Source organism: Actinomadura sp. HBU206391 (assembly GCF_014323665.1).
Lineage (GTDB): Bacteria > Actinomycetota > Actinomycetes > Streptosporangiales > Streptosporangiaceae > Actinomadura_C.
In genome coordinates, this window is record NZ_JABVEB010000165.1 from 1 (window position 1) to 12617 (window position 12617).

The window sequence follows — 12617 nt, forward strand, 5'->3', positions numbered from 1 at the left end:
CACCATGCAGGTCCCGATCGGGGTCTCGGGGGTACAGGCGGTGCCGAAGACCTTGCACTCCCACGGCTTGAGCACGCCCTTGAGCACCTCACCGCACTGGCAGGCCTTCGGGTCGGCGACCCGCACACCCGGGATCTGGAAGATCCGCTCAGCGTCGAACTCGGCATAGGAGTCGCGCACCTGCAGCGCCGAGTGCGAGATCGAGCCCAGCCCGCGCCACTCGAAGTAGGGCCGCAGTTCCATCGTCTCGTTGATGACCTTCAAAGCCTTGAGGTTGCCGTCCCATGGCACCACCCGGCCGTACTGGTTCTCGACCTCCGACCGGCCCTCGGCGAGTTGCGTCAGCAGCATGTGGATCGACTGCAGGATGTCCAGCGGCTCGAATCCCGCCACCACGAGCGGCTTGCCGTAGGCCCGCGCGATGAAGTCGTACGGGCGGCAGCCGATGACGGTCGACACGTGGCCGGGGCCGATGAATCCGTCCAGCCGAAGGTCCGGTGAGTCCAGGATCGCCTTGATCGCCGGGATGATCGTGACGTGGTTGCAGAAGATCGAGAAGTTCCGCAGCCCCTCGGCCTTCGCGCGCAGCATGGTCATCGCCGTCGATGGCGCGGTGGTCTCGAACCCGATCGCCATGAAGACGACCTTCTTGTCCGGGTTCTTCCGTGCGATCTTGAGGGCGTCCAGCGGCGAGTAGACCATCCGGATGTCGGCGCCCTGGGCCTTGGAGTCGAAGAACGATCCGCGCCCGCCGGGCACCCGCATCATGTCGCCGAACGAGGTCATGATGACGCCGGGCTGCTCGGCGATGTGGATGGTGTCGTCCACCCGGCCCATCGGGATCACACAGACCGGGCAGCCGGGACCGTGCACGAGCGTGACGTTCTCGGGAAGGTAGTCCTCGAGGCCGTGCTTGTAGATCGTGTGAGTGTGCCCGCCGCAGACCTCCATGAACTTGTACGACCGGCCCGGCTCGCACAGCGCCGCGATCGAGGCGGCCAGCGCCCGCGCCTTCCCCGCGTCGCGGTATTCGTCGACGAAACGCATCACTCGATCCTCGATTCCTTCAGGGCCTCGATCTCGTCCTCGTAGGCCTGGCCGATCCCTTCCAGGAAGTCCATCGCCGCCTTGGCCTCGGCTTCGTCGATCTTGGACAGGGCGAATCCGACATGGATGAGGATCCAGTCGCCGGGCTCCGGCTTGTCATCGGTGATCAGCCCGATGTTGATCGCCCGGCGGACGCCGCTGACGTCGACCGTGGCGAGGTCAGGCTGATCCTGCAGGATCTCCACGATCACGCCGGGAATTCCCAGGCACATCGCGCGCCTCCGCTATCTCGATGGATTCCAGCACCAGTTCGTCGCCGCCGGACAGATCGACGTCGCCACCGCCACAGGAAGGGCAGACGGCCAGCGGGTCGTACGTGCCGTCCCGGTGACCGCATGACCGGCAGGTGACCTGCGCCGGCGTCACCACCAGCTCGACGGCCGCGCCCTCGGCCACGGTGCCCTCCGCCACAAGGCGGAACGCCTGGTCCATGGACGGTTCGACGACACGCAGCAGCGCGCCCGCCCGGACCTTCGCCCGCGCCACCCGGCGTCCGCCGGCCCGCTTCTCGACCGCCTCGAGGACCGCCTCGGCGAGGCCTATCTCATGCATCGGGACGTCACCTCCCCCGTCTCGCCCGCGCTCCCGCACGAACCTCGACACCTCATGTCACATCCTGCTGATCTTGAGGTAGCGGACGAGGTCCGGGAGCGAATACAGCACCAGTCCCCCCACGCCCACGACGCCCACCAGAACCACCCCTATCAGCACGTTCTTGAGCATCGTTCCTCCTCTTGTATTCCTCCTCGGCGGGCTCGCCAACCGGTGCGGCGCCTTCCGCGGGCGGCGCCGCCGCCTCGCGGCCGCTCACCCGTCCTGGTCGCCCGGCGGCGCCTTCGGACCACCGGCGGCGGGGCCCTGCGGGTCGACCCCGGTGGCGCTCTCCGGCTCTGACGTGCCGTAGGGCCGGTCGGACCGGCCCTTGGTGCCCTCGGTGGTGCGGCCCTCCTCGTCCTCCTTCTCGGCGATCTCCTCGGCGCTGCGCGTCGAGCTCTCGCCGACGCCGAGAGGCGTGCGCGCCTCGGTGTCGGTGGACTCGACGCCCTCGCGTTCCTCGTCGGAGACGTCGCGGCCGGGGCCTGGCTCACCCCAGGCACCTTCGAACGCCTTGTCGGCGCCCTTCACGGCGGGATCCTCGGGATTGCCCATGACTTACTCCTCTGCGAACGTCGTGCTGCGGGTTCATTTCGTCCTGTCGTGATCTCCAGGTGCCGCGCCGTGTCCGGCCGGAACCGCGCCGGCCCGGTCGCCGCCGTGCGAACCGCTCGGTTCGGCGGCCTCGGCGGTGCGCATCTCCTTCTCGACGAGTTCGCGGACCAGGCGCACGGCGGGTTCGATCGCGGCGCGGACGGGCGCGCTCAGTTCCATCCCGGGTGAGACGTCCGCGGGCTCGCAGCCGACGAGCAGGACCCGCCGCATCTCCCCGCCGATGACCCCGACCAGGTCGAGTACGGCGTCGGGCGTCATCCCGTGCGCGTCGATGACGTCCTGGGGGCTGCCCTCCTCGAGTTCGAGGGCGTACAGGCCACCGGGCGGGCCGCCGCGCGGCGTGGCGTCGACCAGGATCGTCGTGTCGTATTCCGACAGCTCGTACGCGAGATGGATGCCGCGGATGCCGAAGTCGCCGACCTCCACGCCCGCGGGAAGCTCGGTCTCGGTCAATCTCCGGGCCACCTCGACGCCGAACCCGTCGTCGCCGAGGAAGACGTTGCCGACGCCCGCCACGAGGATCTTCACAGCGGCTCCACGTCGTCGGGGGCGAAGTACCAGTAGCGCCCCTGTGCCCGGCGCAGGTCCGTGCCGGGGTCGTCGTCGATGGTCACGGCGAGGTGGGTCGAGCCGTCGACGTCGAACAGGACCGCCTCGACCGTCGCGACGCGGCCGGCCAGGAACATGTCCTGGGCGTCGGCCCGGCCGGCCGGGCGGAGCCGCACCTTGTCGCCCCTGGCGACGGATGTCCCGGCCACCGTCACGCTGTCGGTCTCCGGCGACACGGACGCGTCGGCGCCCGGGTCCCACCAGGGCTTGTCGGTGGTGAAGACGGGCACCTGGTCGGTGCCGGTGTCCCAGCCGCGCCGCGGCCCGGGTGAGCGGATCGCGCCGTGCAGGCGTTCGAGCAGCTCGGGCGGCATGGCGTCGACCCGGTCGATGATCTCGGCGGCCTTCGGGTCGGTCTCGCGTGCCTCTCGCTTCTCGTCCTCGGTGAGGGTGAGAGTGCGCAGGCTGAGGATCTCGTCGATCTCGGTGGCGTCGAACAGGTCGCCGGGGCTCTCCGGCGCGATCTCCGGCCGGTCATAGAGGATGATCGGTGAGGACAGCATCACGTCGTCCTCGATGAGCACCGGCCAGGTGTGCAGGTTCGCGCAGCCGTCCACGGCCAGCCGCGCCCACTCGGGCGGGTCGAGCATCGACACGAACGTCCCGCCGGTGACGGCGAGCAACGTGTGCGCGGGCGACCAGCGACCGCCGCAGTGCCTCGGGACGTTCGTCGCCGGTCCACTCGGTGGTGTTCTCGAGCCGCAGGCGCAGCCGCAGAAGCCCGTACGGTCCCGGCAGCCGCTCGGCCGAGGCGCGCAGCCGCACGTCGAGCGGGTGCGAGGTCCGCGTGACGGGTCCGTCGGTCTCCCGGCCGCCGGCCACGACGGTGTCAATGATCCGCTCGCCCTCGAGCAGGTCGGTGATCGCCGCGACGACGTCGATCTCGCGCTCGGACGCCTCGTCGAACGGCGGGGCGCCCTCGGACGTCCTGTGCCGGACGTGCAGGAAGCGGGATCGCAGATGCAGGAGCTCGCCGCCTTCGAGCAGGCACTCGGTCTGGGAGGCGGACGGCTCCTCGGTCACGGTGAAGCCGGACGGAACGAGCACCCCGAACTGCCACCGCACCTGGTTCTTCACCGCGCTGGCCCGGTAGGGACAGAGCAGGTAACCCTCGTACAGAACGGCGTCGGCGATCTTGCGCGCGTTGTCCAGGTCTCTCACGGCCGCGGCTCCCTCGCCTGGGCGAGCAGGTCGGCGACCACGTCGTCCCAGCCCGGCAGGGCTTTCGCCGCCTTGTAGCGCTGCAGCTCGGCGATGGTGTCCCGGCGCAGCCGCAGTCAGCCCGTGCCCGGGAAATAGCGGTCCATCATTTCGCGCCAGGCCGCGACCGGCACCCGCTGCCGGGCCTCGCAGTTCCACGAGACCTGGTCGACGGCGAAGCCGGTCGGCCGCTTGACGAAGACGGTGCCGCTGAACAGCAGCAGCAGTGGGATCTCGCCGTCCTCGAGCAAGGCGAAGTACTTGTTGGCCGCGACCTCGAGGTCATAGGAGCACGGCACCGCCACGTCGATCTCCGTGGCGCCGGTGAACCCGGGCACCATCACCGCGACCCCGGCGAACTGCAGCGGTTTGAGGGTGTCTCCCCAGCGGTCGGTGGTGCCGAACAGGTCGGCGAGCAGCGGCGTCTCGACCTCGGAATAGGTACGGCGCTGCGGCTCGATGCGGAACTGGCAGCGGAGCGCGATCGCGTTCACGACCTGGCCGCTGTTCTCGCTCACGCGCAACCGGAAGACCAGGGTGGGCATCGCGGCGTACGGGGTCCGGGCGCACACCGATGCAGTCGAAGGCGAGGTCAGCCATGTGAGTCCGCCCTGACCACCGGCTCGCTGCGATCCCGCAGGCCGGCGAAGAAGGCGTCGATCCGCTCCCACGCCTCCTCACCGCCGTCGAAGCCCTTCCAGTGCAGCCGGACCAGCCCCACCGGCTCGTAGCAGACGTCGATCGGCACCAGGTAGGCGCCGGAGCCTCGGTCGACGAGGAGGGCCTCGACGTCCGGCTCGACGTCGGCGACCGCCGGGTTCGCGGCCAGCACCCGCACCCAGGCGTCCAGCGGCAGCTCCGACTCGGTCGCCCCGCCCGGGCTCGGATAGAAGGCGACGGTGCGGCCCATGCCGGAATTGCGGAAGAAGAACGCCATCCGTACCGGGATGGCCAGTTCATCCCAGTCGCCCTCCGACATCGCGAAGTCGGCGTCGTACCGGTAGCGCTCGGGCACCGCGCGGAACCGACGCAGCGGCGTCTCGCCGTCCTCGGCGGCACGGCATTCGGAGCCCGCTCCCGCGTGGGTGAACAGCAGCGTGCACGGCCGGCAGGTGCACATGATGCGCCGGTCCTCGAGGTTCACGACATCACCGTGCCTGTCGTCGATCGGCTCGGCGCACATCTCACATCGCTCGGGGGACGGCTCCCGGGCGGCCCTGGCGGCCGCACGCTCGCGCTCGAGCTCTTCCCTCCCGGCGGCGAACCGGCGCAGGCTCACGTCCGGTCCTCCCTGTCGGCCCTGGCGGTCCCGTCCATCTGGTGGCTCACGTGGTGACCTCCTCCGGCAACGCGCACTCCTTGCCCTGGTACGGGTGGATCTGTAGCAGCGCGGGTTCGGCCGCGACGCCTTCGACGACCACCTCGGTGATCTCGGGAGCGTCCTCGAGGATGGCGCGCTCGATCGCCATCGTGGCGGTGACCTGCGACGAAGGGCAGCCATGGCAGTTGCCCTCGAGTCGCAGCCGGACGATCCCGGCCGGGTCGATGCCGAGCAGCTCGACACCGCCCGCATGCGATCCGAGATAGGGCCGCACGCGCTCAAGCGCCCCGCGGACCCGTTCGGCGGTGCTGAGGGGATGCAGGTCGTGCACGATCAGCAGGGAGCCGATCAGCTCGTCACCGGCGAGCTCGCGGGCGGTGCCGTCGCCGACCATCTCCAGGATCCGGGCCAGCCCGCCCCCGTAGACCTCGATGAGTGCGCTGACGAGCTCCTCGGCCCGGTTGCGGTCGGCCGGGTCGTCGATCTCGGCGAGCAGCCGCTCCACGCGTGCGCCCACCTCTTGTACGTCCTTGGATCCAGGCATCGGCTGTCCCTTTCCGATCGGTCCCGGTGCGGCGCCGGGCCGTTACCTCGCACGTTGCGACGCCCGGCCGTGACCCCGCCACGGACGGGGTCACGGCGGAGCGCCTCCAGGCGGCTCAGCCCTCGCCGGTGAAGGCGTGCGGCGATTGAATGCGGTCCAGCGACTTCCCCTTGCCGAGGTACATGTGCACGCCGCACGGAAGGCAGGGGTCGAAGCTGCGGACGGCCCGCATGATGTCGATGCCCTTGAAGGTCTCCGGCGGGTTCTCCTCAAAGATCGGGGTGTTCTGCACCGCGTCCTCATACGGCCCGGGGGTGCCGTACTCGTCACGAACGCTGGCGTTCCACGGGGTCGGCGGGTACAGGTGATAGTTCGCGATCTTCCCGCCCTTGATGACCATGTGGTGGGACAGCACGCCGCGGACCGCCTCGGTGAAACCGACGCTGACCGCCTCGTCCGGCACCTTGAACGGGGACCACGTCTTGGTGTGGCCGGCCCGGATCTCGGCGAGCGCCTTCTCCACGAAGTAGAGCGCCTGCGCGGCCGCGTACGCCTGGAAGTAGGTGCGCGCTCGGTTGCGCTCGATCGCGTTCGACAGCGGTTCCCCGTTCCACATGGGGATCTTCCACTCGAACGTCTTCTCCGGCAGGCCCATGGTCTTGGGCAGGTTGATCACGACGCTGTGGCCGGTGGCCTTGACGTACCCGGTGTCGACGAGTCCGGAGAGCGCGGTGGACCACAGGCGCGCGATCGGGCCGCCGCCGGTGTCGAGTGCGAGATGATCCGTGCCGTCGAACCATCGCGGCGACATGACCCAGCTGTACTTGTCCCCGAAGTCACGCTTGCCGGGCCGCGGAATCGTGTGCTGGTTCCACGAGTGGTGGATGTCCACCGGGTTCCCGAGCGGGTCATGGGTGACGAACTTGTCCTGGTCTGTCCAGTTCTCGTAGTAGGAACTGCCCAGCAGGATCCGGATGCCGAGGTTGATGTTCACCAGGTCGTTGGTGATGAGCTTGCCGTCGACGATCACGCCCGGGGTGACGAACATCTTGCGGCCCCAGTCGGCCATGTTCTCGTACGTGAAGTCGCAGTGCTCCGGGTCGTTGAACGAGCCCCAGCAGTTCAGCAGCACACGCCGCTGCCCGACCTTCTGGTAGCCCGGCAGGGCCTCGTAGAAGAAGTCGAACAGGTCGTCGTGCATGGGCACGACCCGCTTCATGAACTCGACGTACCGCATCAGCCGGGTGAGGTAGTCGGTGAACAGCTGCACCGTCGCGATCGTGCCGACGCCGCCCGGATACAGCGTGGAGGGGTGCACATGGCGACCCTCCATGAGGCAGAACATCTCCCGGGTGCTCCGGCTGACCTGCAGCGCCTCGCGGTAGAACTCACCTTCGAGGGGGTTCAGCGACCGCATGATGCCGGCGATGGTCTTGTAGCCGTGGTCGGCCGCGTGCGGCGCCTCGGTGCGCTCGGCGAGGTCGAGGACGCCCGGGTTGGTCTCCCTGACCATCTTCTCGCAGTAGTCGACCCCGACCAGGTTCTCCTGGAAGATGTTGTGGTCGAACATGTACTCGGCTGCCTCGCCGAGATTGAGGATCCACTCACCGAGGTGCGGCGGCCTGACGCCGTACGCCATGTTCTGGGCATAAACCGAGCAGGTGGCGTGGTTGTCGCCGCAGATCCCGCAGATCCGGCTGGTGATGAAGTGCGCGTCGCGCGGGTCCTTGCCCTTCATGAAGATGCTGTAGCCACGGAACACCGACGAGGTGCTGTAGCAGTCCGCGACCGTGCCCTTGTTGAAGTCCACCTTCGCGTAGATCCCGAGACTCCCGACGATGCGGTTGATCGGGTCCCACGCCATCTCGACGATGCCGTCCTGTGAAGCCATCTGCGCGTCTCCGATCACCACGAGGGTTTGTAACCGGTGGTCAGTTCCTTGCCCTTCTTGCGCCACTTGGGCTCTTTGTCGACCTTGCGGGCGGTGATCCCGCGCAGGGTGCGGATCACCCCGCCGTACGCGCCGCTGGCCCAGGAGGAGACGCGAGCGCCGGGCGGTTCGTCCATGAAGAGCATGAACTTGTCCGGGAAGCCGGGCATCGTGCAGGCGATGCAGATGCCGCCCACGTTCGGGCACCCGCCGATCCCGTTGATCCAGCCGCGCTTGGGGACGTTGCACTTCACGACCGGCCCCCAGCAGCCGATCTTCACCAGGCACTTGGGCGAGCCGTACTCGGTGGCGAACTGGCCCTGCTCGTAGTAGCCGGCCCGGTCGCAGCCCTCGTGGACGGTCGCGCCGAACAGCCACGTCGGCCGGAGCGCCTCGTCGAGGGGGATCATCGGAGCCTGGCCCGCGACCTGGTAGAGCAGGTAGACGATCGTCTCGGACAGGTTGTCCGGGTGGATCGGGCAGCCGGGCACGTTGACGATCGGCAGCCCGGCCTTGGACTTCCAGTCCCAGCCCAGGTAGTCGGCCACGCCCATGGCGCCGGTCGGATTTCCCGCCATCGCGTGGATGCCGCCGTAGGTGGCGCAGGTGCCGACGGCCGGCACGCCCGTCGCCTTCGGGGCGAGAATGTCCAGCCATTCGCTGGTGGTACGGGGCTGGCCGGTCTCGGGGTTGTTCCCGAATCCGCACCAGTAGCCCTCTTCCTTGATCGACTCGTTCGGGATCGACCCTTCGATGACGAGGACGAAGGGCTCGAGCTCGCCGCGTTCGGCCTTGTAGAACCAGTCGATGAAGGTGTCGGCGCCCTTGTCGGGCCCGCACTCGAAGTCGATCAGCGGCCAATGTACGGCGATCTTGGGAAGGCCCGGCAGCGCACCGAGGACTACCTCCTCGATGCTCGGCTACGTGGCCGCCGTCAGGGCGACCGAATCACCGTCGCAGCTGAGGCCCGCGTTGATCCAGAGAATGTGGACGACGGCTTCTTATGTTTCCGCTGTCATTTCCTACCACCGTGGCAAGGGCGGTCATTCAGGAGGGTCGTAAGCCCCCGGGTGCGCCCGGGACCAGAGCGCTTCTTGAGTGAGCTCCCACAGAACGTGGAAGACGGTCGTCTGGGCTTCTTGGATGCGGTGCACGGATGGAGAGGGCACGACGAAAAGGAAATCGAGGCCCTCCAGCCCTGCAATCTGTCCGCCGGTGTATCCCGCCATTCCGACTGTGAGCATTCCTCGCCGCATCGCCTCCTCGAAGGCGCGGATCAGATTGACCGAGTTGCCGCTCGTGGACAACCCGAACGCGATGTCGCCGGGACGGCCGAACGCCGCGAGCTGGCGCGCGAACGCGACCTCGAAGCCGACATCGTTCGACAGCGCGGTCACCACGGCGATGTCGGTCGTGAGCGCGAGCGCCGGCAGTGGACGCGCCTCGCCGCCGGGGTTGAGGAACAGCGCTGCGACGTCCTGGGCGTCCGTCGAACTTCCCCCGTTGCCGAAGGTGAACAGCCGGCCGCCGGCTCTGAACGCCTCGGCCATCCGTCCGGCGCACGAGGCGATCTTGGCGCCGTCCCGATCCAGCACCTCGCGGCGGAGCGCCACGATCTCGTTCGCCTTGTCGACCGTCGACCGCCGGACGTCCTCGAGCACGGCCTCGAGATCCGAGTCACCGGAGTACAGGAAGGGGTAGAGGTCTCGCATCTCCGTCACGCGACGACCCCTATCGCCTCTTTCGCATGGACGAGGATGACGTCGCCGACGGAGACGTCGACCAGCGCGACGCTGACCTCCTCGGTGCGGCCGTCGCCGAAGTCGGCCTCAGCGAGGTCGTCGCCCAGCAGCCGCACGACGGTCACCTGAACCGCCTCGTCGGAGCAGGTGACGCAGTGGTCGCCCTCGCAGTGGTTCACGAGACCGCACCGGGCGCGAGGACGCTCGGCCGCTCGAAGAACACGTGCACCAGCTCCCAGAGCACGTGGTACATGGTGACGTGCACCTCCTTGACGACCCGCCGATCGTCGGAACGCACCACGAGGGCATGGTCGACGGCCGGGCTGAGCGCGATGTCGCCGCCGTCGCCGCCGAGGAGCGCGACCGTCAGCAGGCCGGATTCCTTGGCCGCCTCGAGCCCGCGGAGCACGTTGTCGCACCGGCCGGCAGGAGAGACGCCGAGCGCGATGTCGCCGGCCTGCGCGAGGTAGCGGAGCTGGTGGGCGAAGACGTCACCGAATCCGGCCGCCGCGCCCACGCCCGTGAGAGTGGCGATGTCGCCCGTCAACGACAATGCCGGCAGCGCCTGTTTTCCCACGATGACCGGATGCACGAACTCGACGGCGATATGCTGGGCGTCGGTGGCCGCCCCGCCATTCCCAAAGGTGAACAGCCGCCCGCCGCGATGGAACCGAATCGCCATCGAATGACAGGTCGCCGCGATCGCTCCGGCGGCATCCGCGAGTTCTCGCCCAGGCTTCTCTCTTTTGCCGAAAAGGCGAGCCATCTGAACGGATGCAGACGGCACTAAAGATCACTTCCCTGATCACGACTTGTGGTAGATCACTCACCGACCGTACCTCCGCTCCGTGGTGTCCGCAAGAGGCAAAAGAGACATCGGCCGCGGAATGTGGACGACCGTAAATTGCCCGGCTCACGGGCTCATCCTGTCCGGGGATGAGTCGATCATTAAGCCGCCCATAGGCGTCCTGTCAGCGTTTATGACCTGCGAGGACACGGCGGAGTTAAACGTCAAGAAAACCTTTAGAAATCAAGGTGATCGCCGTGAATATCAGGGTCCGTTCTGATCATTACTTGAGCGTTTCATTGATCATTTACTTGCAGCGCGGCGACGGCCGCCTGCCCGAGTGCCAGGCCTCCGTCATTGGGCGGCACGACCCGGTGGATCAGCACCTCGAAGCCCGCTTCCTCTAGCCGTTCGCGGCACGCTCGCAGCAGCAGCACGTTCTGGAAGACCCCGCCCGACAGCCCGGCCAGGGCCACGCCGCTCCGCCGGCCGACGGCGGTCGCGACCTCGGCCACGGCCACGGCCACGGCCTCGTGGAAACCCGCTGCGAGCTCGGCCACGGACGCTCCGGCCCGCAGGCCCGCCACGAGAGCGTGCAGCAGGGGGCCGGGGTCGAGCACGCCGTCGGAGCCGACGGCGAGCCGCAGGGGCGGCGCCTCGGCGGCCGTGCCGGCGAGTGCCTCGAGCTCGATCGCCGCCTGCCCCTCGTACCCGATCCGGTGACGGACCCCCAGCAGGGACGAGACGGCGTCGAACAGCCGGCCCATGCTGGTGCAGTCGGCGCAGCCGAGGCCGCTCGCGAGCTGGGACCGCAGCGCGCGGATCTCGGCCGCCTCACAGGCCCGCACGGGCGGCAGGTCGGCGTCCCAGGGGATTCCCGCGGCCGTGAGGTGCGACAGCGCCATGCGGCAGGGATTGCGCACCGCCGCGTCGCCGCCCGGCAGCGGCACCGCGCGCAGGTGCCCCGCTCTGGTGAAGCGATGGCTGTCCGGGCCCAGCAGCAGCACCTCACCGCCCCAGACGGCCCCGTCGGCGCCGTAGCCGGTGCCGTCGAAGGCGACCCCGATGACGGGTTCGCCCAGCCGGCCCCGCTCGGCGAGCAGCGAGGCGATGTGCGCGTGGTGATGCTGCACCAGGTGCACGGGCCGGTCGCCGGCGTGGCGTTCCGCCCAGGCGCGGGTGAGGTAGCCGGGATGGGCGTCGGCCGCCAGCCGGGCCGGGCGGGAGCCGCACAGCTCCTCCAGCTGGGCCGCCGACCGTTCGAACGCGCGCAAGGTCTCGAAGTTGCCCATGTCGCCGATGTGCGCCGAGCAGAACGCGTGGTGTCCCTCGGTGACGCAGAAGGTGTTCTTCAGCTCGCCACCGACCGCCAGGATCGGCTCGGCGGCGACCCCCAGCCGGACCGGCAGCGGCGCGTACCCGCGCGACCGGCGGATGGGCAGTTCGCGGCCGTCGACCACCCGTACGACCGAGTCGTCGCACGGCACGTGGATCGGCCGGTCGTGGGTCAGGACGGCGTCGGCCAGTGCGGGCAGCCGCGTCCGCGCGTCCTCGTCGCCGAAGCAGATCGGTTCCTCCGACAGGTTCGCGCTCGTCAGCACCAGGACCTCGGGCGGCGGGGTCGCGCCGCCGGGCACGGGGGCGAACAGCAGGTGGTGCAGCGGAGAGTAGGGCAGCATCACGCCGATCAGCGGGTTGCCCGGCGCAACCTCCGCGGCGACGGGTGCGTCCGCCCGGCGGTTCAGCAGCACGATCGGCCGGGCGGCGCTGAGCAGCACCGCGGCCTCGGGCTCGTCGATGTCGGCGAGCCGCCGCGCCGTCGCCAGGTCGCGCGCCATCACCGCGAAGGCCTTTCCGCCCCGGGCCTTGCGCTCGCGCAGCCGCCGCACGGCCACGGCGCTGTCGGCCCGGCAGGCGAGGTGATGGCCGCCGATGCCCTTGACCGCGACGACCAGTTCGGCGGCGAGCGCTCGATGGGCGGCGGCGAGCACGTCGTCGGAGCCGGTCACGACGGCCCGGCCGCGGGCGAACGAGAGGCGCGGGCCGCAGGCCGGGCAGCACAGCGGCTGGGCGTGGAAGCGGCGGTCGGCCGGGTCGGCGTACTCGGCCGCGCAGGCCGCGCACATCGGGAAGCCGCCCATCGTCGTGGCGGGCCGGTCATAGGGCAG

General features: G+C 69.3%; 15 protein-coding genes and 1 pseudogene. All 16 read right to left on the reverse strand.

Annotated features, from left to right (window positions below):
- Nucleotides 1–1047, reverse strand: a 1047-nt coding sequence (gene hypD / locus HKK72_RS28975) for a hydrogenase formation protein HypD (RefSeq protein WP_187237615.1), incomplete at its 3' end; no start/stop codon positions are given.
- Nucleotides 1047–1298, reverse strand: a complete 252-nt coding sequence (locus HKK72_RS28980) for a HypC/HybG/HupF family hydrogenase formation chaperone (RefSeq protein ID WP_315987491.1) — start codon at nucleotides 1296–1298, stop codon at nucleotides 1047–1049. The genes HKK72_RS28980 and hypD, both read right to left, overlap by 1 nt.
- Nucleotides 1267–1659 carry a hydrogenase maturation nickel metallochaperone HypA gene (locus HKK72_RS28985; protein WP_187237617.1) on the reverse strand — a complete coding sequence of 131 codons (393 nt, stop codon included), beginning with the start codon at nucleotides 1657–1659 and terminating at the stop codon, nucleotides 1267–1269. The genes HKK72_RS28980 and HKK72_RS28985 overlap by 32 nt, the downstream gene beginning before the upstream one ends.
- 255 nt (nucleotides 1660–1914) lie before the next feature.
- A complete protein-coding gene (locus HKK72_RS28990; RefSeq protein WP_187237618.1) occupies nucleotides 1915–2256 on the reverse strand; it encodes a hypothetical protein in 342 nt (113 codons plus the stop codon).
- Nucleotides 2257–2289: 33 nt separating this feature from the next.
- Nucleotides 2290–2844 carry a hydrogenase maturation protease gene (locus HKK72_RS28995; protein ID WP_187237619.1) on the reverse strand — a complete coding sequence of 185 codons (555 nt, stop codon included), beginning with the start codon at nucleotides 2842–2844 and terminating at the stop codon, nucleotides 2290–2292.
- A complete protein-coding gene (locus HKK72_RS41480) occupies nucleotides 2841–3428 on the reverse strand; it encodes a hypothetical protein (protein ID WP_315987492.1) in 588 nt (195 codons plus the stop codon). The genes HKK72_RS28995 and HKK72_RS41480 overlap by 4 nt, the downstream gene beginning before the upstream one ends.
- The gene (locus HKK72_RS41485; RefSeq protein WP_261987299.1) at nucleotides 3400–4086 is read right to left on the reverse strand and encodes a hypothetical protein; all 687 of its coding nucleotides are present in this window, start codon (nucleotides 4084–4086) and stop codon (nucleotides 3400–3402) included. Before HKK72_RS41485 ends, HKK72_RS41480 begins: the two co-directional genes overlap by 29 nt.
- A pseudogene (locus HKK72_RS29005) lies at nucleotides 4083–4670 on the reverse strand (DUF6084 family protein). Before HKK72_RS29005 ends, HKK72_RS41485 begins: the two are co-directional and overlap by 4 nt.
- A gap of 47 nt (nucleotides 4671–4717) precedes the next feature.
- Complete coding sequence (locus tag HKK72_RS29010) at nucleotides 4718–5404, reverse strand: DUF5947 family protein (protein ID WP_315987493.1); 687 nt, start codon at nucleotides 5402–5404, stop codon at nucleotides 4718–4720.
- A 46-nt stretch (nucleotides 5405–5450) separates the two neighbouring features.
- On the reverse strand, nucleotides 5451–5990 hold the full coding sequence (locus HKK72_RS29015; RefSeq protein ID WP_187237620.1) for a NifU family protein: 540 nt from the start codon (nucleotides 5988–5990) through the stop codon (nucleotides 5451–5453).
- A gap of 115 nt (nucleotides 5991–6105) precedes the next feature.
- On the reverse strand, nucleotides 6106–7881 hold the full coding sequence (locus tag HKK72_RS29020; protein ID WP_187237621.1) for a nickel-dependent hydrogenase large subunit: 1776 nt from the start codon (nucleotides 7879–7881) through the stop codon (nucleotides 6106–6108).
- A gap of 14 nt (nucleotides 7882–7895) precedes the next feature.
- Nucleotides 7896–8834, reverse strand: coding sequence for a hydrogenase expression protein HypE (locus tag HKK72_RS29025; RefSeq protein ID WP_315987494.1), 939 nt, complete (start codon nucleotides 8832–8834; stop codon nucleotides 7896–7898).
- Nucleotides 8835–8963: 129 nt separating this feature from the next.
- Nucleotides 8964–9632: an SIS domain-containing protein gene (locus HKK72_RS29030; RefSeq protein ID WP_187237626.1), complete on the reverse strand. Its 669-nt coding sequence runs from the start codon at nucleotides 9630–9632 to the stop codon at nucleotides 8964–8966.
- A 5-nt stretch (nucleotides 9633–9637) separates the two neighbouring features.
- Entirely contained in the window at nucleotides 9638–9841 is a 204-nt protein-coding gene (locus HKK72_RS29035) for a HypC/HybG/HupF family hydrogenase formation chaperone (RefSeq protein WP_187237622.1), read from the reverse strand.
- Nucleotides 9838–10428, reverse strand: coding sequence for an SIS domain-containing protein (locus tag HKK72_RS29040; RefSeq protein ID WP_187237623.1), 591 nt, complete (start codon nucleotides 10426–10428; stop codon nucleotides 9838–9840). The genes HKK72_RS29035 and HKK72_RS29040 overlap by 4 nt, the downstream gene beginning before the upstream one ends.
- Before the next feature lie 317 nt (nucleotides 10429–10745).
- Nucleotides 10746–12617, reverse strand: a 1872-nt coding sequence (gene hypF / locus HKK72_RS29045; protein WP_187237624.1) for a carbamoyltransferase HypF, incomplete at its 5' end; no start/stop codon positions are given.